At 43.2% G+C, this 22869-nt stretch carries 22 protein-coding genes; 17 read left to right on the forward strand and 5 right to left on the reverse strand.

What is annotated here, in order from left to right:
- Positions 1 to 101: 101 nt before the first annotated feature.
- The 13 genes from ffh (at position 102) to trxA (ending at position 13505) form a co-directional block, all read left to right on the forward strand.
- Entirely contained in the window at positions 102 to 1484 is a 1383-nt protein-coding gene (gene ffh, locus IPL34_RS07875) for a signal recognition particle protein (protein ID WP_296840287.1), read from the forward strand.
- A gap of 486 nt (positions 1485 to 1970) precedes the next feature.
- Positions 1971 to 2789, forward strand: a complete 819-nt coding sequence (locus IPL34_RS07880) for a hypothetical protein (protein ID WP_296840289.1) — start codon at positions 1971 to 1973, stop codon at positions 2787 to 2789.
- Positions 2790 to 3490: 701 nt separating this feature from the next.
- The gene (locus IPL34_RS07885) at positions 3491 to 4051 is read left to right on the forward strand and encodes a hypothetical protein (RefSeq protein ID WP_296840292.1); all 561 of its coding nucleotides are present in this window, start codon (positions 3491 to 3493) and stop codon (positions 4049 to 4051) included.
- A gap of 211 nt (positions 4052 to 4262) precedes the next feature.
- The gene (locus tag IPL34_RS07890) at positions 4263 to 5501 is read left to right on the forward strand and encodes a hypothetical protein (RefSeq protein ID WP_296840295.1); all 1239 of its coding nucleotides are present in this window, start codon (positions 4263 to 4265) and stop codon (positions 5499 to 5501) included.
- Between the two features lie 109 nt (positions 5502 to 5610).
- Positions 5611 to 6768: a DUF1287 domain-containing protein gene (locus IPL34_RS07895; protein ID WP_296840298.1), complete on the forward strand. Its 1158-nt coding sequence runs from the start codon at positions 5611 to 5613 to the stop codon at positions 6766 to 6768.
- 189 nt (positions 6769 to 6957) lie between these two features.
- Positions 6958 to 7209, forward strand: a complete 252-nt coding sequence (gene rpsP / locus IPL34_RS07900) for a 30S ribosomal protein S16 (RefSeq protein WP_296840302.1) — start codon at positions 6958 to 6960, stop codon at positions 7207 to 7209.
- Positions 7210 to 7233: 24 nt separating this feature from the next.
- A complete protein-coding gene (gene rimM / locus IPL34_RS07905) occupies positions 7234 to 7746 on the forward strand; it encodes a ribosome maturation factor RimM (protein ID WP_296840305.1) in 513 nt (170 codons plus the stop codon).
- A 2-nt stretch (positions 7747 to 7748) separates the two neighbouring features.
- Positions 7749 to 8525 carry a tRNA (guanosine(37)-N1)-methyltransferase TrmD gene (gene trmD, locus IPL34_RS07910; protein ID WP_296840308.1) on the forward strand — a complete coding sequence of 259 codons (777 nt, stop codon included), beginning with the start codon at positions 7749 to 7751 and terminating at the stop codon, positions 8523 to 8525.
- Complete coding sequence (rplS, locus tag IPL34_RS07915) at positions 8500 to 8844, forward strand: 50S ribosomal protein L19 (RefSeq protein WP_296840311.1); 345 nt, start codon at positions 8500 to 8502, stop codon at positions 8842 to 8844. Before trmD ends, rplS begins: the two co-directional genes overlap by 26 nt.
- 212 nt (positions 8845 to 9056) lie before the next feature.
- Positions 9057 to 10883 (forward strand): EAL domain-containing protein, encoded by a 1827-nt coding sequence (locus tag IPL34_RS07920; protein ID WP_296840314.1) that lies wholly within the window; start codon positions 9057 to 9059, stop codon positions 10881 to 10883.
- Positions 10884 to 11036: 153 nt separating this feature from the next.
- Positions 11037 to 12404 carry a UDP-N-acetylmuramate:L-alanyl-gamma-D-glutamyl-meso-diaminopimelate ligase gene (gene mpl / locus IPL34_RS07925; RefSeq protein WP_296840318.1) on the forward strand — a complete coding sequence of 456 codons (1368 nt, stop codon included), beginning with the start codon at positions 11037 to 11039 and terminating at the stop codon, positions 12402 to 12404.
- Between the two features lie 6 nt (positions 12405 to 12410).
- Positions 12411 to 13025, forward strand: coding sequence for a flavin prenyltransferase UbiX (locus IPL34_RS07930; protein WP_296843049.1), 615 nt, complete (start codon positions 12411 to 12413; stop codon positions 13023 to 13025).
- A gap of 102 nt (positions 13026 to 13127) precedes the next feature.
- A complete protein-coding gene (gene trxA / locus IPL34_RS07935; protein ID WP_296840321.1) occupies positions 13128 to 13505 on the forward strand; it encodes a thioredoxin in 378 nt (125 codons plus the stop codon).
- A gap of 53 nt (positions 13506 to 13558) precedes the next feature.
- On the opposite strand, the gene IPL34_RS07940 is transcribed toward trxA, so the two are convergent.
- Entirely contained in the window at positions 13559 to 14377 is an 819-nt protein-coding gene (locus tag IPL34_RS07940; protein ID WP_296840324.1) for a DUF2797 domain-containing protein, read from the reverse strand.
- Positions 14378 to 14451: 74 nt separating this feature from the next.
- Between IPL34_RS07940 and IPL34_RS07945 the strand changes: the two genes are divergently transcribed.
- The 3 genes from IPL34_RS07945 to IPL34_RS07955 are packed head-to-tail and all read left to right on the forward strand — an operon-like array spanning position 14452 to position 16160.
- Positions 14452 to 14970, forward strand: coding sequence for a paraquat-inducible protein A (locus IPL34_RS07945; RefSeq protein ID WP_296840327.1), 519 nt, complete (start codon positions 14452 to 14454; stop codon positions 14968 to 14970).
- Between the two features lie 10 nt (positions 14971 to 14980).
- Complete coding sequence (locus IPL34_RS07950; RefSeq protein WP_296840329.1) at positions 14981 to 15535, forward strand: DUF1415 domain-containing protein; 555 nt, start codon at positions 14981 to 14983, stop codon at positions 15533 to 15535.
- A 34-nt stretch (positions 15536 to 15569) separates the two neighbouring features.
- Positions 15570 to 16160, forward strand: a complete 591-nt coding sequence (locus IPL34_RS07955) for a rhomboid family intramembrane serine protease (protein ID WP_296840331.1) — start codon at positions 15570 to 15572, stop codon at positions 16158 to 16160.
- Between the two features lie 218 nt (positions 16161 to 16378).
- Here IPL34_RS07955 and IPL34_RS07960 read toward each other — a convergent pair whose 3' ends face one another.
- The gene (locus tag IPL34_RS07960; protein WP_296840333.1) at positions 16379 to 16867 is read right to left on the reverse strand and encodes an Rrf2 family transcriptional regulator; all 489 of its coding nucleotides are present in this window, start codon (positions 16865 to 16867) and stop codon (positions 16379 to 16381) included.
- Positions 16868 to 16979: 112 nt separating this feature from the next.
- Between IPL34_RS07960 and nhaR the strand changes: the two genes are divergently transcribed.
- The gene (nhaR, locus tag IPL34_RS07965) at positions 16980 to 17924 is read left to right on the forward strand and encodes a transcriptional activator NhaR (RefSeq protein ID WP_296840335.1); all 945 of its coding nucleotides are present in this window, start codon (positions 16980 to 16982) and stop codon (positions 17922 to 17924) included.
- Here nhaR and IPL34_RS07970 read toward each other — a convergent pair.
- From IPL34_RS07970 to IPL34_RS07980, 3 genes are read right to left on the reverse strand one after another with little or no spacing between them, the layout of a single operon-like run.
- Entirely contained in the window at positions 17905 to 19257 is a 1353-nt protein-coding gene (locus IPL34_RS07970; RefSeq protein WP_296840337.1) for a sigma-54 dependent transcriptional regulator, read from the reverse strand. The two genes, nhaR and IPL34_RS07970, sit on opposite strands and share 20 nt — an antisense overlap.
- Positions 19235 to 21034, reverse strand: a complete 1800-nt coding sequence (locus tag IPL34_RS07975; RefSeq protein WP_296840339.1) for an ATP-binding protein — start codon at positions 21032 to 21034, stop codon at positions 19235 to 19237. Before IPL34_RS07975 ends, IPL34_RS07970 begins: the two co-directional genes overlap by 23 nt.
- A 38-nt stretch (positions 21035 to 21072) precedes the next feature.
- On the reverse strand, positions 21073 to 22851 hold the full coding sequence (locus IPL34_RS07980) for a hypothetical protein (RefSeq protein WP_296840341.1): 1779 nt from the start codon (positions 22849 to 22851) through the stop codon (positions 21073 to 21075).
- Positions 22852 to 22869: the final 18 nt, after the last annotated feature.

Below are 22869 nucleotides of genomic sequence, written 5' to 3' on the forward strand. Positions count from 1 at the left end.
TTAAAGGTTAGCAAGCTATTTCGTGACGAGTGCAATGAAATAGCACATTTGATGTTATCATACCAATATGTACCTGACTCGGACTAGCAGAAGAATAAATCATGTTTGAAAATTTAAGTGGTCGTCTCTCACAAACGGTCAAAAAATTGCGTGGTCAAGCGCGTTTGACTGAGGACAATATTAAAGAAGCACTGCGCGATGTACGTATGGCATTGTTGGAAGCCGATGTTGCTTTGCCTGTGGTAAGAAGTTTTATTGAAAATGTGAAAACCCGTGCCGTTGGTCAAGAAGTCCTTTCTAGCCTAACGCCCGGTCAAGCTTTCATTAAAATTGTAAATGATGAGTTAGTGACGGTTATGGGTAAGGCGAATGAGGCCTTAGCGCTAAACAGTCAGCCGCCTGCGGTGATTTTAATGGCAGGCTTACAAGGGGCTGGTAAAACCACTACGGTGGGTAAATTGACGCGCTTTCTTAAAGAGCGTGAAAAGAAAAACGTTATGGTGGTGAGCTGCGACGTGTATCGTCCAGCCGCTATTAAACAATTGGAAACGGTCGCCCAACAAACCGGAGGCGTCTTTTTCCCCAGCCAACCCGATCAAAAACCCGTAGCTATTGCAAGAGCTGCGTTTAATGAAGCTAAGCTCAAATATTTTGACGTACTGATTATAGACACCGCTGGGCGCTTGCATATTGATGCAGAGATGATGGGGGAGATTCAGGAGCTACATGCTGCGGTTAAACCTATCGAAACCCTATTTGTAGTGGACAGCATGACGGGGCAAGATGCTGCGAATACTGCCAAAGCGTTTAATGATGCTCTACCTTTAACCGGCGTGATTTTGACTAAGGCTGATGGGGATGCACGGGGTGGAGCTGCATTGTCGGTGCGGCATATTACGGGCAAGCCAATTAAGTTTATCGGGGTAGGCGAGAAACTGGATGCGCTAGAACCCTTCCACCCTGATCGTATGGCGTCGCGTATTTTGGGTATGGGCGATGTGTTGAGCCTGATTGAAGAAGCTCAGCGTCAAGTTGATCATGAGAAAGCTAAAAAGCTCGCTCAGAAGCTTAATAAAGGTAAAAGTTTTGATTTTGAAGATTTAAAAGAGCAAATGGAACAAATGCTTAAGATGGGAGGCATTGCTAGCCTGATGGATAAGCTCCCCGGTATGGGTAATGTTCCAGAGCAAGTAAAAAATCGCGCTAATGATCGTGAAATTCGCCAAATGATTGCTATCATTAACTCAATGACACCTCAAGAGCGGCGCGACCCTGATGTGATTAAAGCCTCACGTAAACGTCGGATCGCTGCTGGATCGGGTTTGCAGGTACAGGATGTGAATCGTTTGCTCAAGCAACACATGCAAATGAGCAAAGCAATGAAACAGTTTTCTAAAGGAGGGATACGTAAATTAATGCAAACCATGAAGGGGCGTTTACCCTTTAATGGCGGTTTGCCACCGACGGGAGGTAATCTCTCTTAAGTATTACCTGCATTAGTATGTATAATGCATATTCATCGTAATGCTGGGGGCAATTAATGGGGCTTAGCGTACTAAACTACCCTTGCCAAGCATTATGATCACCTAGCTCAGTTTGTAATTGCAAAGATTTGGTACTAGGACAAACTACTGAGAGACTAATTTTATTTTATGCTAGAACCAATAAATATTATTGGCTTTAGCTGGGGCAGGGTTAATTTGTTGTATAAAAGCACTTCTTGCTATCAAAAATGTGTTTTCTCGCAACTTTGTTGTATTTTGCTATTGAACTTTTCATTTATTCAGGGCAACTTAAGCAGGTGGGGATTCCACATCACCCCAAGAGGCATGGAGTGCGTCAAATTAGCTAGCTTATGTATGGTTAGGCTTAAGGTGTTCAGTTCGTGCTAGATATTTATGAGGTAGTTGATAATTTTATTAACTACATTTGAAATGCTTTCCCTTAAACAACGAAAGAGACTTAAGATTATGAAAATCAAGACTCAGCTCACACTGGCGGCATTAATGGCTATGGGTCTGTTTGCATCTGGTTGTAGCCAACAATCAGCCGATGCTAGCGCTAGCCCAGCTCAGCAAACAACACAAGCCACTTCTCAGCAAACAACTTCTCAACAAACGACTTCTCAGCAAACTTCTCAGCAAGCAACAGCTGAAGAAGGCGAAAAAGTAGTTGTAGAACCAGTAGAACCAGCACCAGCTAAGCCAATCGTTAAAGAGGTTGTGCGTACTGTTGTTGATTGCAGCAAGTGTGGTAAGCGTCCTGGTGGTCGTCCAGCAGGTGGTAAGTGGACACATTCTCATCCAGCTATCCCTGGTTGCACGAAGTCTATCACTCACAGCCATCCATATTCTAACCGTAACCACAAGCATAACTATAGCTGCAAAAAAGCAGGTCCAAAGAAAGTAGTTAAGCGCCCACCAGTGAAGCGTGGTGGTGGTAGTGGTGTTAAGCGTACTCCTCGCCCAATGGGTAACAAGTGGTTACACTCTCATCCAGCCATTCCTGGTTGCACTAACAGCGTAACTCATGCTCATCCATACACCAACCGTAACCATACTCATGCTTATGGTTGCCGTCCAAAGGCTAAAGGTGGTAAGAAGGTAGTTCGTCCACCAGTACGTCGTCCAATGCCTCCAATGGTGCGTCCAGTGCCACGTCCTTTACCTCCAGTACAAGTGCCAACTATCGTTGTGCCACCTACCAAAGCTAAAGGTAACTACAAAGGTCCAATCGGCTACAATCCAGCTACCTTAAAAATGATGAGCGATTATCAGCAAGCTAAATAATTTAATTATTCTTAGCGTAGTTAGATAATCTGAGTTCAGCTCAGCTATGTTAACGTCCAGTCTTATCAGCTAAGGCTGGACGTTTTTATTTGGTGCTTACTAAATTTGCTCTGGCTCTAGCAGCATAGGATCAGGAATCTTGGTGCGGCATGCAAAAAATCTAGTGTCGGATCAATAAAACCAATAGAATAAGCACGCTCAGCATAAACCGCTTGTTTATGTGGTAAATATGAGACATACTAAGTCACAATTACACTACTTTGGTGTAGTTCTTAGTTAAACTTATGTATTAGTGAGGGAGTTCTAGTACATTAAAGAAGAAGGTAAGGGATTGCTTTAGTAGTTAATTTAAGCTTCTAAAAAAGCTGGAGCAACAAACAGGTTGGGACTAAAAGTATTACAAGATCGCTAATGGTGGTTTAGCTGTTATCTATCTGTTAAATCAGATGATATTCTGAATTGTTATAGCAATCTTAATCTATCAGGTTGTATTCAAGCAACTTAATTAAGCTAAGTAGTTAATAGATCAATGATCAGTTATTTTCAATAAACTGGCTATTGAGTATTTATACTTAAGTGTTTGATATTAAAATACTTTATTCAATATAATGTCACTTAATCTGATTTTGTTGCTTATCAACAACAACTTCTTGGTATTATTTGAAGATACTTTCATTTAAACAACAAAGAGACGAAGACTCATGAAAATCAAAACTCAATTAACACTAGCTGCATTAATGGTAATGGGTATGTTTGCTACAGGTTGTAGCCAACAATCAGCGGATGCTAGCGCTAGTCCTGCTCAGCAAACTACCGGTAGCCAACAAACTTCTCAACAAGCTACACAAGAATCAGGTGCTACTGAGACTACAGGTACTGAAACGACTACTACTGAAGTAACTGAAACTGTTCAGCCTCAAGTTAAAACTGTTATTAAGTATGATTGCAGTAAGTGTGGTCCACGTCCATCAGTACGTCCTGCACAACCACGTCCAGTACGTCCTCATGCTCGTCCATCAGTACGTCCAGTACAACCACGTCCTTATGTTCGCCCATCAGTACGTCCAGTACAACCACGTCCAGTACGTCCTTATGTGCGTCCAGTACAACCACGTCCATACGTGCGCCCAGTACAACCACGCCCAATGCCAGTTGTGCCAGAAGTGGTAGTACCTGCTGTGAAAGCTAAAGGCAACTATAAAGGCCCAGTAGTTTTAACACCTGCTACTCGTGAAGCTATCATGCAAATGCAAGCAGAGTAATGAATTAATAGCTAGGTAGTGCTACTGCCTGCGTTGTTAAATCGTTAAGTCTAATGCTTATGCCTAGTTATGTTATGTAACTAGGCATTTTTTTTGGCTTGAAATTATTGAGCCTGACAATTAGTCTAGGCGTTTTAAATAATTGAGCATTGAACATCCGCTTACAGCTAAGCTTTGAGTGGCTCATTTCGTCAGGTGGTCTTTAGGATCTATGAAAAAAATCAAATATTTTGCGCTGCTGTGTATTACCAGCCTTGCCGTTTTGGCGCACTCAGCTCAGGCTGCGGTGTGGGAAACCTTATATCAATGGGATAATACGTGGGAAGAACGTTATCGAGCATGGGTGAAAACCAACATGAAAGATGACATTTTCATGAATCCTGCTAAGCCCATCTACTATAAGTTTGAGAATGATTGTGCAGATGCTGTATATGCAATGCGCTTGATTTTTGCCTATGAACATAACCTGCCTTTTGTGGTGAATAATCAACAATCACCGGGAAAGTTAATCAGTAATGACATGAAAACTTGGGATAACTTGCCTCCTCCGATGCGAGTGCGCAAGTTCATGGATTATGTCGCTGATATGACCAGTACTAAGTCATTGCGCCAAGATACTTATCCCATTGCCTTAGCTGATATTAGACCGGGAGATCTTTATGTTGCCCCCGGAGTGCATTCTTATCAAATCGTGAATGTAACCGACACAGGCATTGCGGAAGTACAGGCTTCTACGACACCTAAGTCAGCCCGCTACCTGTTGCGTACACCTTCTTTTCCGTTTTACATGCCAGAAGATAAAAATTTTCAGGATGGCTATCGGCGTTTCAAACAACCGCAAAACATCAAAGCATCACAGAGCCAACAGCCCGGCTTTAGTCTTGAGCAGTTTCAATTAGCTAAAGATGTTAATTTTGATTACGTTATTTTTACCGACGTCATCTCACGTAAGTTAGGTAAACGTGCTGAAAAGCCGGATGAAAAAACCTTACGTCTACTGCTAGCTTTGTGTATGTATGCGAATGACCGCAGCGTTTATGTTTATGATGCCCTATGGTATCTACAAAAAATTCGTCGTGAGGGCCGTCAATGTATGAATGCTAGAGAGTACGATGACCATTCTACTCCGGGACGTGACAAGCGCTTGACTATGTTCTTTGATTCAGTCAGACATCATTTAGATCGGATTGGGCGTTTTGATCCGCGCTCTGTGCCTGCACGTTGGGCGAAAGCGGTATTTTCGCGTGATAAGCCACCTAAAAGTGAGATGGATCTGTTAAATAAATTCTGCATGGTTCAAATGACTCTAGGGGAAGAATACTATATGACGCTGCGTGATCTACGTAAAAACGTAGAGGATAAGTTATTAGTATCCGACCCACATGCGCCACTGGAATATCGTTGGGGGCTGGTAAAGACTCCTTATCAACCGACTTGCCCTACCTATTAAGGTTTAAGTTGGCTTGAGTTCAGTGAACATTTAGTGCCTGTTGATTATAACGGATGAAAGAATTATCAACAGGCTTCTCAAGGTAGAGGCAATGACCAGTAGGTGGATAATGAGTATTGGTATGTTCATGAAAAAGGCGTTTAATACTAGCGTTACCTTAGTAACTTCAGCGGTGGTAATGGGTAGTTTTGCTGGTTGTGCAGCACCTGCTAAAGTTGCCGAAGAGACGGTAGCGGCTGACACCCCTAAAACAGTAGAGGATAGTTCGGTCTTATCAGAAGCTAGTTTTGGTGATATTAAAAACAATGTAGTGCGTAGTACTAGGACAACAGTAACGACAACTAAGACAAATAATAATATTAGCACTAAGACAACTAAAACACAGATAGTTACAGTTCCTAAACCTAGACCACAACGCTCAACGGTGGTCAGACGTAAACCTGCCAGTGTATCCGCACCGCAACAGGCTCTAGCTAGCGCTCAAGCCAATGCTAGAGAAGAAGAGTGGTTAAATTATCAACGTAAATGGGAGCAAGATCAGGCTAGACGACGTTCCCAAGCCAGTAGACGCGCTCCACGTACACAGGTTGCACAAGTTCGCCAACAGACTTGGCGCAATGATAATAATGTTGCACAAGCGCAAGCTTGGTCAGATGCTCCTCGTGCACCTAGACAGCAATTAATTCAAATTGCTATGGCTCCAGTCATAGATGCCGGACGCTTATCTAATGCAGCAGTGAGCAGAACACGCACTAATGTCATGTATGATGGACGTTATATACCTCTGCGTTATCCGAATGGGGATGTCCCTTCTAACATTGGGGTGTGTACGGATGTGGTTATTCGCTCCTATCGGCAATTAGGTGTCGATTTGCAACGCTTATTGCATGAGGATATGACCTATAACTTTAACTCTTATCCTAATTTGCCTAAATGGGGACTCAATGCCCCCGATCCTAATATTGATCACCGCCGTGTGCATAATCTAAAAGCTTTCTTTGCCCGTTATGGTCAGCGCCTGCCGATTACACATAATCCTAGTGATTACCAACCAGGTGATATTGTCACTTGGAGCTTAGGAGGTGATCAGGAGCATATTGGTGTGGTAGTAGACCGCTATTCAGATGCTGATCCAAGACGCCCGCTCATCGTACATCATATCGATGCGCGTGGGGTTAAAATGGAAGATATGTTATTTACTCTGCCTATCACCGGACATTATCGTTATTTAGGTGGTGCAGGTACGACTCAGTTAGTATCGATGTAGTTGCTCTTAGCGCTTCTTGCTGGTTAAAAAGCCTTGTAAGTGTTTACAAGGCTTTTTCATTACTGGACTTAGGAAATTCTAGATCAAAATACCTTTCTTTTTTTCCGAAACTCAGTACAATTGCCCGTTTACTTTGACCTGCTGGTTTTCAGTGGGAGAAGTGGTTTAGATTTTATAAAGGTTTAACGCATGGTCAGTATTCGTTTAGCAAGAGGCGGAGCTAAAAAACGCCCATTTTATCACGTAGTTGTGAGTGATAGCCGTAAACCACGCGATAGTGGTTATATCGAGCGTATTGGTTTTTATAACCCTGTTGCACGCGGTCAAGAAGTTCGTTTAAGCATTAATACTGAGCGTGCTAATTATTGGTTAGCTCAAGGTGCTCAGCCTTCAGATCGTGTAGCTAAGTTAATGAAAGAATCTGCTCCAGCAGCAGCTTAATTGAGTGAATTGAGTATTTAAGCTATGAGTTCCTCTCCCCAGCCCTTGATTGTAATGGGTAAGATTGCAGGAGCTTATGGTATTAAGGGGTGGGTAAAAGTGATGTCTTTTACCGATCCACCTGAAAAAATATTACGCTATCGACCTTGGCATTTATTGAAAGAAGGTCAGCCTCAAGTTATTAAAGTCAAGTCGGGTAAGCCGCATGGTAAGACATTAGTAGCGTGGTTGGAAGGAATTGAGGATCGTAATCAAGCTGAATTACTCAATGGTTATGAAATAGCTATTGAACGTCAGCAATTACCCCAACTAACTAATAATGAATACTACTGGTCGGATTTACTCAATCTACAAGTGGTTAATCTACAAGGGATTGACTTTGGTCGTGTGACTTCGTTAGTAGAAACAGGTGCCAATGATGTGCTCATAGTACAAGGTGAACGTGAACGTTTAGTGCCTTGGATTTGGGAGCAGGTAATTAAGCAGGTTTCATTAGAACAGGGTGTCATTACGGTAGACTGGGATGCTGATTTTTAGCCATGCGCTTTGATGTCATAACCTTGTTCCCTGAATTAGTCGGTACAGTCGCTGAGTCTGGGATAACAGGGCGAGCCGTTAAGCGCGGATTAGTCACAGTAAATTGTATTAATCCGCGCGCTTATGCCACCGATGTCCATAAAACTGTCGATGATCGACCTTATGGTGGTGGTCCGGGCATGGTGATGCGTTCCGATTGCTTGCTACAGTCCATTACTGAGGCTAAGCAAGTCAATCAAGGTAAAGTACTTTATCTGAGTCCGCAGGGTAGAGTATTAAATCAAGCGTTAGTTAAGCAGCTCGCGCAAGAGCAAGGTTTAATTCTGGTCTGTGGCCGCTATGAAGGCATTGATGAGCGTGTCATTGAATTGGGCGTGGATTTAGAGTGCTCAATAGGTGATTACGTATTAAGCGGTGGTGAGTTGGGAGCGATGGTTATTATTGATGCTATCACCCGATTGCTACCGAGCGCTTTAGGTCATACTGAATCGGCTGAGCAAGATTCGTTTAGTGATGGTTTATTAGATTGCCCTCATTATACTCGCCCCGAAATAGTACAAGGTTTGACTATTCCTGAGGTGCTGAAAAGCGGTAATCATAGTGCCATAGCACGGTGGCGTAGAAAGCAATCATTAGGTCGGACCTGGCAACGCCGTCCAGACTTATTACAATCAAAAACGTTGTCTCAAGCGGACCAAGTTTTGCTTGAGGAATATCGACAGGAACAACAAGCTTCAGCAGAGGTTTTATCCCATGAGCAACATTATTCAACAACTTGAACAAGAACAAATGACCAAGCAAGTCCCAGCCTTCCAAGCAGGTGACACAGTAGTGGTAAATGTTCGTTTTAAAGAAGGCGATAAAGAGCGTATCCAAGCCTATGAAGGTATTGTGATTGCTATGCGTAATCGCGGTTTAAATTCTTCTTTCACAGTGCGCAAAATGTCATACGGTGAAGGGGTCGAGCGTGTATTCCAAACCTATAGCAACTCGATTCACTCTATCGAAGTGAAGCGTCGTGGTGATGTGCGTCGTGCGAAGTTATACTATCTCCGTGGCTTAACAGGTCGTGCTGCACGGATTAAAGAAAAGGTTTAATTTCCTTACTTTGTTCATCTCAAGAAAGCCACCCTAGCACTATAAGGTGGCTTTTTTCATTGTACCTACACCGTTTAGCCTACCCATTGCCTATTCTGGCAGGTATTCAAGTAAACTAATGCTCTTCAGTGCTATTGGATAGCCTCTCATTAGATTATTTTATATTAATCCCAATGTGATAAATTCTACTAAAAACTACTGGGGTATATTGGGTGGATAGCTGGTCATTGTTGCCCATCACCGTGAATGTCAGTGTCTTGATTAGTCTATTATTAGCTGTAGGACTCATCATTGCGCTCATAGTATTGTGGTCTAAATACCGAGCTGAGCGGCGTCTGCAACTTTTACAATTGGATATATTAGTCAATTCTTTGATTGATATTGATGAAATTGCGGTCTTAGTCGATCATCGCGGTTATGTCGAGTTTATGAACCCAGCCGCAGAAAAATTAATGCGCTATCGTTGGATGAATATGCGCAATAAGCCCTATCGTTCTATTTTTGAACTGATTGATCCTGTCAAACGTATCCCTATCCATTGGTCAGTGCCCTCTTCAAATATACAGTCTTCTGCCAATACTTATAAATCTTGTATTTTAAATACCAAAGAAATTAATGACTTAAATACCACTTATACCGTGCGCTCTATTCGTTTAGAGGGAAATAAAAAACTATTTACACTCTTACTATTACGTGACTATGCAGAGGTCAGAGCCTTACAAGCAAAACTTGATTACCTTGAAATGCACGATCAGCGTACTGGATTGTTAAATCGTAAATGCTTTGAGCTACATTTGAAAAATGCACTGGATGAAGCACGGCAGCAAGGGGTGAAACACTCCTTTATTCATGTAGCACTAGATCAGTTTAAAATGATTAATGATACAGTAGGGCACAATGCGGGCGATGCGTTTATTGAGCGTATCTCTGATTTACTCAAAGCGGCGATTACACAACAGCGTGATGTGTTAGCACGTATTGGCGGTGATGAGTTTGGGATTTTATTTCGTGAAATTGAACCCATTGAGGCGCTAAAAAGAGCTGAAAATATCCGCCAACAGATTGAGTCCTATATCTTTTATTGGAATGCACGGGCGCATAAAATCACTGCTAGTATTGGTTTTGTACCGATCTATAAACGTTCGGGTACACCTAATCGCATTCTCTCTTTAGCGGATGCCTCCTGTCGGGTAGCTAAGTCTAAGGGAGGCAATCATTTGCACTTATACCGCCCTGATGATAGTGAGGTGAAAAAGCATCGTGGGCAGCTAGTCTGGTTAGGGCGTTTGCAAAAGGCATTTGAAGCTGCCCAATTTCGTTTAGTGGCTCAGCCGATTCAGTCACTTAGTCCAGAAAAGTTCAAGTTGCCCTTTCATCATTACGAGGTGTTACTGCGCTTATTTGATGATAATGGGCAACCTATTTCGCCCAATGAGTTTATTCCCGCCGCTGAGTATTATTCTATGATGCCGCGCTTAGATCGTTGGGTGATTCATGCTTTATTACAAGAGCTACAGCGCATTAATCAAAAAGCTCCCTTACCCATCTTTAGTATTAATCTGTCAGGGCAAAGCTTGGATGATTCGACCTTTTTAGAGTTTGTACAGCAGGAAATTAAAACAGCGGGTATTGATCCGCGCATGTTGTGTTTTGAGATTACGGAGCGGGTAGCGATCAGTAATTTAGGTTTAGCACAAAAGTTTATTGCCACCCTCAAAGCTCAAGGCTGTAGCTTTTCCTTAGATGATTTTGGGACAGGGGTTAGCTCGTTCAGTTATCTGAAATCATTGCCAGTCGATTATTTAAAGATCGATGGTAGTTTTATTAAGGACATTCTCAATGACGGGGTGGCTCATACTATGGTGCAATCGATTCATCAGGTCGGTCAAAAGATGATGGTGCAAACCATTGCTGAGTATGTAGAGAATGAGCGTATTATGCAGCTATTGCGCGACATTGGGGTGGAGTATGGACAAGGCTATGGTATTAGTCGACCTGTAGCGCTTAACGATATTATTGAAAGTCATATTATTAAATAAGTAGCTGATAAAAAGTAATCGTGCATTGCTTGCGCAGTCGCTGTGAATACATCCGTGTACGCTACAAGGCGGCATCCCTGCCGCCAAGACTGCTCCAGAAATACTCGATTACTTTTAGATAGGTAGTTAAATTAACGATTGCAATTTAGGGCTATGGCAGTGAAGCATATTCATATTTTAGGTATTGGTGGCACGTTTATGGGTAGCCTCGCGCTATTAGCCCGTGAGTGTGGTTATCAAGTTTCAGGTTCCGATACTAATGTTTACCCTCCCATGAGTACTATGCTGGAGGAGCAAGGCATTACGATTAGCCAAGGGTATAAACCCGAACATATTCCGACTGACGTGGATCAAGTCGTGGTCGGTAATGTGATGAAGCGTGGTTTAGAAGTGGTTGAGTACTTGCTAGAGCGTAATATCCCCTATATCTCAGGACCGCAGTTTTTATATGAGCATATTTTAAAAGACCGCTGGGTGCTTGGCGTGTCGGGTACTCATGGCAAAACTACCACCTCGACGATGGTGGCGTGGATGCTCGAATATGCGGGTTTAAAGCCCGGATTTTTAATTGGAGGTGTACCAGAAAATTTTGCTCTTTCAGCGCGGTTGAGTCCTGAAAGCCCATTTTTCGTAGTAGAAGCAGATGAGTACGATACGGCCTTTTTTGATAAGCGCTCGAAGTTTGTGCACTACCACCCCCGCACGTTGATTGTGAATAATATTGAGTACGATCACGCCGATATTTTCCCTAATGTCGAAGCTATCCAAACCCAATTCCATCATCTCGTGCGTACCGTACCGCGCAATGGTTTAATCGTAGCGAATGGAGTGGAGCAAACTGTACAAACGATGCTCAAGATGGGTTGCTGGACACCTATTGAGTATTTTGCGGGTCAAGGGGAATGGCAGGCTGAATTAGTTCAAGCGGATGGTAGTGAGTTCAAAGTATTGCATAAGGGTAAAGTATTAGGCACGGTAAAGTGGTCTATGTTAGGCGTGCATAATGTTAATAATGCCCTCGCTGCACTGGCGGCGGCACGTCATGTCGGAGTACCTGTAGCAATTGCTATTCAAGCCTTAGCTGAGTTCCAAGGGGTAAAGCGACGTATGCAGCAGCGCGGAGTGGTACGCAATGTGACCGTGTATGATGATTTTGCGCATCATCCGACTGCGATTACTACCACACTAGCGGGCTTACGCGCCAAAGTGGGTTCTGCACGTATTATTGCGCTGTTGGAACCACGCTCTAACACTATGCGTATGGGGACACATAAAGAGCAATTAGCACAATCGCTACAAGGCGCAGATCAAGTATTTTTGTATCAGCCTGCGGGTTTAGATTGGGATTTATCGGGGGTAGTGGACGAGCTAAAAGGTAAGGGGCACTTGCTTTATGATATTGATCAGCTCGCGCAAACCGTAGCCCAATTCGCCCAAAGCGGTGACCACATATTAGTGATGAGTAATGGCGGTTTTGGCGGGATTCATGAGAAGCTATTGCGCTCCTTAAGTACTACCTAAACTATGATGCAAAACGCTCCCACCATTACCTTAATTATGACGGGCGCTTCGGGCGCTCAATATGGCTTACGTTTACTAGAGCAGCTCATTAAGGCTAAGTGTCGGGTATATTTATTGCTCTCACGTCCGGCTCAGTTAGTGATTAATACTGAAACGGATCATCACCTACCTGGGCGTGCCGCTGAAATTGCTGAGTATTTTACTAAGCTCTACCAAGCTGATCCGGGACAGTTACAAGTCTTTGAGCGAGAGCAATGGATGGCTCCGATTGCCAGCGGGAGTGGGGTAGCTGATGCGACAGTGGTTTGTCCTTGTACCACTGCCACCCTTTCCGCTATAGCCTGTGGAAGCAGTCGCAATCTTATCGAACGGGCGGCGGATGTGGCATTAAAAGAGCGTAAAAAGCTGATTTTAGTCATTCGTGAAACGCCGTTTTCAGATATTCACTTAGAGAATATGCTCAAACTGTCGCGTATGGGTGTGGTAATCATGCCTGCGAATCCGGGTTTTTATAATCGCCCGCAAACCATTGATGATCTTATTGATTTTATGGTGGCGCGAGTGTTGGATCATTTGAATATTGCCCAAACTTTACAGCCCAAATGGGGTACTCAGGGTTAATAGTACCCTTGTGTGATTCTGTGCTACGCTTAGGGCTATTGATCGGACAACCCAAATGTGTTGCTTTGATTAATCTTTATTAGAATTTATAGAGGAGTTGTCATGGCAACTGTTGAAATTACTGCCGATACTTTTAATGATGCAATCACTGAAAATGATATTGTGATTGTGGACTTTTGGGCGCCTTGGTGTGGCCCTTGCCGTTCATTTGCCCCTACTTTTGAAAAAGTATCCGAAAAGCATACTGATATTATGTTTGCTAAAGTGAATACGGAAGAAGAGCAAGATTTGGCGGGACATTTCCAAATTCGCTCTATCCCCACATTAATGATCTTCCGTGAGCAAGTGGTATTGTTTGCTCAGCCCGGAGCCTTGAGTGAGTCGCAATTGGAAGAAGTGATTGGCAAAGTACGTGAGCTGGATATGGCTAAAGTACATGCTGAAATTGCCGCTCAACAAGACGCAGCTAATCAAGAATAATAGCGAACTGTTTACACGCTAGAGAGTTCTAGGCTCTCTAGCTGGTAAAGTAATCACTCCAAAGCATCACAGCTAAGCTTCACCTGATAGCCGCCAAACTTACGAATATTCAATACCCCTGTATCCAATAATAAGTACTGCCCCTTAATCCCCCGCAATGTCCCACTGATTTGGGGTGTTTTATCCAAATTTAAGGCAGTCACTTTAGTCGGGTAGTGCTGAATAGGATAAATCAGATCAATGCTATCTGTGGCTATATACTCAATACCCTCCAAACCTAAGTTATCAATATCCTCTTGCACTAATGTCAATAGTTCATCACGTTTTAGATGTAAATCAACTTTTTCGGCCTCTGCTTTAAGCATTTTTTGCCATTGCGTCTTATCGGAGATATGTTGTGCTAGTGTATTTTCTATTAAGCCCGATATATGACGAGTGGGTACTTTTAAAATGGGTAAGGCTTGAGTAGCACCTTGATCAATCCAACGAGTGGGAATTTGGGTGTGGCGTGTGATACCTACTTTGACGCCTGATGAATTCGCTAAATACACATAATGTGGTTGCATACAGTGTTGCTCACCCCAAGCAGGTTCACGACAAGTTCCTTGCGCGTAATGACATAATTCCGGTTTGACTACACAAGTATCGCATTGTGCTAAACGGGTGAAACAGGGATAGCAATAGCCTTGATCAAAGCTTTTACTGGTTTTACGTCCACAGTGAATACAGTTAATTTGTCCGGTAAACTCTAGGCTCAAAGTGTGACCTAGCGCTGGATTCAGTAAGATAGCGCTATCATTGAGTACTAATGAATAACTCACTGGAGTCGTTGCTTGGGTGTGCATTTTGGATAGATTGCCAGTGACTTGCATAATACGCTCTGCTCAAGGGTTGAATTTCAATAATAACATGGCTTAGCCACTGATGGCTCAATAGGGTAAGATTTGTGACTTTAATACCACGTTTGATCTTTAATGCATTATTGCTAGCGGCTTTGGGGCTATTTATTGCGGGCGTGTTTGCCCCGTTGATTGAGCTAGAAAAACTATGGATTTTTAAAAATGTTTTTTCATTAGCCTCTAGCCTTGAAACGCTCTTAGCTGAGCGTGAAATCGCCTTATTTGCGGTGTTATTTCTATTTAGTATAGTGACGCCCATTATCAAAATAATGGTCTTAGGCTTGGTAGCGAATACTTCGCAGGGGTATCGTGAGCGCCACCATCTATGGATTAGTTTTTTAGAAATTTGGGGCAAGTGGTCAATGCTGGATGTGTTTGTCGTAGCACTCATGCTCGTTGCAGTAAAATTAGGACCCTTAGCTCATGTGACAGTACATCAAGGTGTGTATTTATTCACAGGAGCGGTATTATTAATGCAGATCTTAAGTGTTTGGTTGCATTGGGTATTAAAGCGCCAAGCTAAACTCAGTGAGTCACGCGCACTGAGTGTCATTAAACCAGAATAGCGAGTCTTTTATGTCGGAGCAGGAAACGATTATAACTACTACCCAATGTTGGGTTGAGCATTGGGTTATCGGTGAAAGTTTATGCCCTTTTGCGCATAAACCCGCCACAGAAAACCGTATCCTGTATCAGGTCAGTAACGCTCAGCGCCCTAAACAGTTATTGCTGGAGCTGGCTCAAGCCTTAGAGCATTTAATGAATACCCCTGCTCAAGTCGTCGAAACGACCTTATTAATACATCCTTATGTGCTAAAAGATTTTTTGGCTTATAACGCTTTTTTAGATCAAGTGGATGATTTGCTAGTGGAGATGGATTTAGAGGGTGTTCTGCAAGTCGCTTCATTTCACCCTGATTATCAATTTGCCGATACTGATTATGACGATGTAGAGAATTTTACCAATCGCTCCCCTTATCCTATGTTACATCTCATCCGTGAAGCTAGCATTGAACAAGCCATCCGTTATCATCCTAATATTGAAGCGATACCTGAGCGTAATATCGAACAGGTGCGTAGCTTAGGTTTAAAGCATATTCAAACCTTACTCGCTCACTGTAAAGGCGAATGACCTGATAAATTTATACACCACAAGAGGCTAACCCATGGCAAGTTTTTTGAGTCGTACCACTACCCAAAGCCATATACATCGTATTAAAGATGAGTTGTGGTTGGTGTTTCTATTTATTGCGGCTATTTGGGGCGTATTTTTGCTAGATCGCTTTTTGCCTTTAGAACAATGGGGGCTAATACCGCGTGATAGCGGCGGCTTAGTGGGGATTATGACTATGCCGTTCTTGCATGGCAGCTATACACATTTACTCAATAATACGGTTCCTTTAGTCATACTATTGGTGTTACTGGCCGGTTCTAGGGCTGATACGCGCTGGGTAGTATTAGGGATTATGCTCTTAAGTGGTTTGTTGCTGTGGCTGTTTGGACGCTCAGCCTTACACATTGGTGCGAGTGCTTTGGTATTTGGTTTAGCAGTCTTTGTGATTATGTCGGGATTATTAGAGCGGCGGGCAATACCTTTAATCTTAAGTGCCGTCGTGATTTTTATGTATGGAGGTACTTTGCTGTTGGGGGTTTTACCCGGACAACGTGGTGTATCTTGGGATGGACATTTATTCGGTGCAATAGCAGGTGCATTGGTAGCTTGGTTATTCTTAAAGCGTAGTGAGTATGGGCGCTAAATGAGATTTTTAGAAAAAGTCAAACCCGCGTAGTGAGTTGATAGGCACAACGCGGGGAATCCTCTATTAGTCAGTTGTTAAAGGAGGCATTGGGGAATTTTTTATATTATCGTTTGCTAAGTCGTCATCTTGTGTCAGTGTTTATAGTCTAATAGGCAACCGTGCAAGAATGATGAATAAGATGTGCAATTTCGTGCACATCTTATGTTTTAGTTACCTTAGTAAGCCATACCTGTTTCAGGTAGACGTGGTGGGAACATCTTAGCGATCAGTCGCGCAGTTAAGCCGGGTTTATAACTGGGGCGTCTTTGCTCAATACGTAATAAGCTACCGAGAGTCACGCTAGAGAGTAAGCTATGGAGCTTATTATCCATTTCGCGCCAAATTTCCTGAGTCACTAATTGCTCTACCGTAGTAGGCTGCATATCTAACCATTGCGCATGAGGCTCTGGTGACTCAGCAGCAGTGACAATTTCCGCTAGAGTAATTTGATGAGCAGGTTTACTTAGGTAATAACCGCCCCCTGTGCCGCGAATTCCTTCAACCAAACCGGCTTGGCGTAACTTAGCTAAAGTGCGCTCCATATAGGGACGAGAAACTTTGACTTGAGCGCGAATGTCTTTTAGACGTAATGCCTCTGCCCCCATGTGGGTGGCTAGGGTTGCCATCGTCATGATAGCATTCCATCCGTGTTCTGAAAGTGTCATAATACTTTCTCCCTAATTTTCTATTTATCGTAATATCAACTATAGGTCTAAGAGGTAAGATTTAACAGTCGATTATCTCGGACTCTTATCAATTTAAAGTTGACGATTCTCAATGCTCAATTATAAACATCTGTATTATTTTCGAGAGGTCGCCAAAGCTGGGAGTATCGCTCGTGCCAGCGACAGGCTTCATATTACCCCACAAACGATCAGTATGCAGCTAGGCATGTTAGAAGAAGATTTAGGTACTCAACTCTTTCATCGCCGTGGTCGCAATCTAGAACTCAGTGAAGCAGGGCAAGTTGCTCTCGATTATGCAGATGAAATTTTTGCCCTCGGTGCGGAAATGCGTGAGTTGCTCCAACATTATCCTGAGGGAAAAGCTCAACTATTTAGAGTGGGGGTGTCGGACTTAGTTCCCAAGTCTATTGCGTATAAAATTTTAGAACCCGCCATGACATTAGCTAAACCTATACACATTATTTGTACCGAAGGAAAGTTACCCGATCTATTGGGTGAATTAGCGGTACATCGAATGGAGCTGGTGATTGCTGATAGTCCTATGCCTTCTACTATGAATGTCAAAGGGTTTAGTCATCCTTTAGGGGCGAGTGGTATTAGTTTTTTTAGTACTAAGGAGGTGAAGCAAGCTCTAGCAGGAGCGTTTCCGCAGTGCCTCCATCAAGCGCCTCTACTCATGCCTAATGAAGGGGCTGCGATTCGTACCCAGCTCATGCGCTGGTTTTATGATCAGAACCTAGAGCCTAAAATTGTAGGTGAGTTTGATGATAGTGCTTTAATGAAAGCATTTGGCTTGGCAGGGCGTGGCATTTTTACAGCGCCCACAGTATTAGCCGATACCCTTAAAAATGAGGGCGTTGAGTTAATTGGCAGCCCCGAAGAAATTTGGGAGCGTTTTTATGCCATTTCGGTAGAGCGGCGTATTACTCACCCCGCAGTACGAGCTATTACTGATCAAGCGCAAGATTGGCTCAAAGCTACTGTTCCTTTAAAACAGCGTAAAGCTAAAACTTTCCTCAATGAAGAGGATCTTTAAACTGACTGCGTTCCAGACCGTATTTGCTCATTTTATCGGTTAGCGTTTTGCGTGGAATATTTAACTGTTCCATTACCAAACGAATATTACCTTGGCACTGATTTAAGGCTTGGCGGATCAGCGTTTTTTCAAAGCTCGCTACTTTGGCAGCTAAGGAGTCCCCACTTAGCGTTGTGTCAGAACGCATGAGAGCGCCTAAATCATAACTATAATTTTCACCTAATAACACATAACGCTCAGCGATATTACGTAATTCACGCACATTACCCGGCCAGTCGTAGCGTAATAATACCTCTAGTGCTTGATGATTGAGAGGGGGTACTTCGGTTTCACAACGTGCAGCCGCTACCAATACAAAGTGTTGAAATAGCAAGGGAATATCATCCGGTCGAAAGCGTAGAGGAGGAATTTCTAAACTCACTACATTCAAACGATAATATAAATCGAGCCTAAATTCCTCACGCTCAGCTGCTGTTTTTAAGTCAATTTGACTAGAAGCAATGAGGCGAAAATTAACCGGAACCCGTTTAGTACGTACCTGAGTCTCTAAAGAGCGTTCTTGCAAAGTGTGTAATAAACGCGCTTGAGTATTTAATGGCAAATACTCGATTTCGTCTAAAAACAAGGTTCCTCCGTTGGCAGCCTCCATTTTGCTGAGGGGGTTAGTTTTATTGCCTTGTAGGGCGGGGAAGCCAAACAGTTCCTGCTCTAAAGCGAGTTGGTTGCCAGAAGCACAGCTAAAGGTAATAAAATTATGAATACGGCGCTGGCTTTGCTCATGTAGGGAGCGAGCGACTAATTCTTTACCTGTCCCCATTTCCCCCCAAATTAAAACATCGGTATCTACTTGCGCTAAACGCGTAATCATTTTACGTAGATTCAGTATCGAGGGGGCTTGTCCCATAATGCGGGGACCAATACGCTCTCGATTAGTGAGTTCTTCTTTAAGTGAGCGATTTTCTAAGGTTAAACGGCGCTTTTCTAGGGCACGTTTGACTACCTCAACTAATTGATTAGCGGCAAAGGGTTTTTCTAGTAGGTCATAGGCGCCATCACGCATGGCTTGTACTGCGGTGGCTACATCCGCATGCCCACTAATCAAAATAACGGGTAAGTCTTTATCAATATGTAAAGCCTGTTGTAAAACCTCTAAGCCATCCATGCTCGGCATACGAATATCGCTAATCACTATTCCATTAAAGTCTGGTGTGAGATGGGCAAGAGCGCTCATGCCTTCGGCAAAACTCAATACTTCATACCCTGCTAGTACTAGAGTCTGACTCGCAGAGTTACGAATCATTGGTTCATCATCAATGAGTAGAATTTGCGCCATGATTATTCAGTGCTGGTGGGAGTGATAAAGTAAAGACAGCGCCACGGGGAGAGCGGTTGGCAGCACTCAGTTCGCCTTGCATATCTTTGGCTAAACGATAAGAGATAGATAAGCCTAAACCAAGCCCTTGCCCTAAACTTTTGGTAGTAAAAAAGGCTTCAAATAAATGCTCTAAATCAGCGGCTTGAATACCAGTGCCATTATCTAATACCTGTAAATAGACTCGTGTCACATCAGCATAAGCTTTTAACTCGATTTCACGCCTTGTTTGCTCTTGCGTGGCATCAATGGCATTACTGATTAAATTAACAATAATTTGCTCTAGCCAAATCTGATCTGCCCATACCAACGGTAAATCAGGAGCATAATCGGTGTTTAGAGTGACTTGGTGTTTTAGTAATGCAGGGTGCATGATTAATAAGGCGGCTTGAATGGCTCCTTCTAAGGAGCACGCGCTAAAACTACCGTGGCTCTTACGTGAAAACAGTTTAAGTTGATGAGTGATGGTTGCCATGCGCTCGGTGAGTTGACTAATTTCAGTGAGATTTTGTTGTACTAAGGTGTAATGGCTAAGCGTCAGTAATTGCTGTGCATTATCGGCATAGGTGCGTATGGCGCTTAACGGATTATTGAGTTCATGATTAATGCTAGCGGCTAGTTGTCCTAGTGCAGCCATTTTGGCCGCTTGGATCAGTTCCCCTTGAGCTTGTTTTAGTGCCTGAGTACGTTCGGTGACTTTAGTTTCTAAGGCTTCCAGTGCTTGTTGCTCATAATGACGCCGCTGTCTGCTCATGCGCCAAGCGAAATAACCTAATAACCCTGCCATGCCCAGTACTAAGCTGGTTATCAACGTAATCCAAAGCAGTTGGCGCTCAATAGGTTGTTGATCTATTAAAATGTGTACCGTCCAGCCCTCTTGGGGCAGCTCCTTATAAACATGGGTATAGGTGTGCTTATCCCATTGCCATTCAGCAGCATTTGTTAGTAAAGGGGTTTGAGTAGCGAGGGCTGGAATCGTTTTGCCATTATAACGTCGTGTGGTATTAAGTTTTTGTTGTGCTTCAGCGTTCAGAGGGCTGAGTGCATGTAGCGACCAGTGCTTTTGACTGGTCATAAAAATAACACCTAGTTCATCGGTAATCATAAACTCAGCAGGTGCTTGATCTGCCGTCCAGTCTTGTTCAAAGTGCGTAATATTAATTTTGACGGTAATCACCCCGATGATTTGCCCCTGCGTGTTTCTAACCGCATAGGAAAAATAATAGCCACGCTCTTTGGAGGCACTACCTAACGCATAATAGCGCCCCAATTGTCCTTGCATAGCCTGTTGAAAGTAGGGGCGAAAATGATAGTTTTGCCCAATAAACGTATTAGGGCTTTGCCAATTACTAGCAGCGATAGTTAGTCCAGCAGTATTTTTAAGATAAATATCTTGAGTACCGGCTTGTTGATTAAGATCGGTGAGATAGAGATTTAAATACGGTAGCGTTGCTGGTGAGGGGGCAGGTGTGCTGAGGTAGTCAATAATCAGCGGGTTTTTAGCTAATATTAGGGGCAAATAAGCATGACGCATCAAGAGAGCATCTAGTTTACTTTTTAAATGGGCTAGATGATAATTCGCTTCTTGTTCTAACTGAACATACAGTGTGTGGCGTGCGAGTGAGTAGGTGATACCTAGCAATAAGCCACCCACTAATAGCAGCAAACCAGCTAATAGCAGGGGGCGCACGGCATTAGAAACGTAGGTTAGGCACGTTTTAGTACTGAGTTGGGTCATGTAGTATCAATAACATAACCCCTACACACTGTCACGGCCTACTGTGTGATACTCATCGGTTCATTAATACGTACCATACGTAGTTGTTGCTCACGTTGCCGTAGAATTTTGTCTTTGACCTGTAACTGTTGATTGAGTTGTTCAATCATCTGTGTTTTAAGCTGAATCACTTTCTCACGTTGTTTCAACGCCTCCATATAACGGCTGCCTTCTGAATCCTGATAGCTTTGTAGCGCGGCTAATCGCTGGATAATTTGCTGCTCCAAGCCTTGTAAATGTTGCTCACGTTGTTCTAGGCGGTGTTGAGCTTGTTTAAGTAGCTCGGTAGGTTCAGCATAGGAGGGTTGTGGTGTTTTTAATAGTTCTGCAAGAGTCGCTAATTGTGCTCTGAGTTCTTCTTCTAAAGTGGTGACACTGTGATGACGTAACTCTAAATCCTGTTCGCGTTGGCTGAGTTGTTTTTCCCAGTCTTTCAAATGAAGCGTGTGCTGTTCTAAAGCACGACTATGCTTAATCAGGGTTTGATCTTTTTCCGCAATCACATGGTCTTTTTCTAGCAGTGTGCTTTGTAATTGCGCAACATGGAGTTGTTGTTGGGTGAGGGTGTGCTCGCGCTCTTTGAGATGTTGTTGCCATTCCTGCATCTGATGCTCTAAAAACTCAATATGTTGAGCTTTTTTGGATAAAAGCTGTTCTAGATTAAGAAATTGCTGATTGCATTCTTCTAGTTTGGCTTGGCGGGTTTGCAAAATCGCATCCAGCTTTTCAATGCGCTGTTGTAACTCTTGAATGGTTTGATCACGTTCCTGAATCGCTTGATCGCGGTTATTAAGCTGATAAGTTTGCTCGGTTAAGTGAGTATCACGTTGGGTTAGTAGTTCTGCTTTAGCTAATGTGACCTGATCCCGTTGGGCAATTTGTTGATCGCGCTCCGTGATTTGTTGATCCCGTTGGGTTAATTGCTGCTCGCGTTCTAATAAATGCTGTTCTTGTGCTTGCAGTTGTAGGGTCTGAGTGTGTAATAACTCTTGCTGTTGCTTAAACTGTTGTCCTTGCTGCTGAATCAGTTCTAACTGTTGCTTAATCGCTTGATCACGCTCTTGTAATACGGTTTCACGTTGTTGAAGTTGCTGTTCTAATTGAGTAAGGCGCTCACCCCATTGGCTGAGTTGTTTATTACGCTGTTGAATGTGCTGCTCTTGCTCGCTAATCATTTGTTGATGATCAGCCACTAAATTAGCCGCCTGAGCCTGTTGTTTTTGATGCTCATGTGTCCAACGATTTAGCTCTAATAGTTTGGCTTCTAAGGCAGTAATAATCTCATCACGCTTTGCTAGTTGTTTGTCACGCGCTTCAATCTCACGGTGGCGCTTCACTAATAAGCGCTCACGCTCTTCTAGTTGCTTATCACGTTGATGCACATCTTCTTCATAGTGCAGTTTGAGCTTATAAATTTCGTGTTCTTTATCAGAGAGCTGTTTGCGCAATACATTCAGTTGGTGGGTATACTGTAAGTTTGGCTTAATACCTTGAGCGCGTGCATGCTCTTGTATCTCCATAAAGCTTTGTAATTCGCGGATTTTGCTTTGAAGCTGTAGATCTTTGTCATTGATTTGCTTGGTACGAGTTTCTAATAGATACTCAAACTCTTCAATAAGTTGGTTACGTTTAATGAGTTCCGCTTCTAGCACCTGAATGCGTTGACTAGAATCGAGTTGCTCTGTGGGGAGAGGTGGAATTTTTAATCGAGTAGAGTTTGCCTCTAGGACATTGCTAGTGGCATGAGAGTCAGTGGAATGATCTGTAAGGCCAAGCATAATAGAGCCACTCTAGGT

Origin of the sequence: Thiofilum sp. (assembly GCF_016711335.1) — a bacterium.
In the GTDB taxonomy this organism is placed as follows: Bacteria; Pseudomonadota; Gammaproteobacteria; order Thiotrichales; family Thiotrichaceae; genus Thiofilum.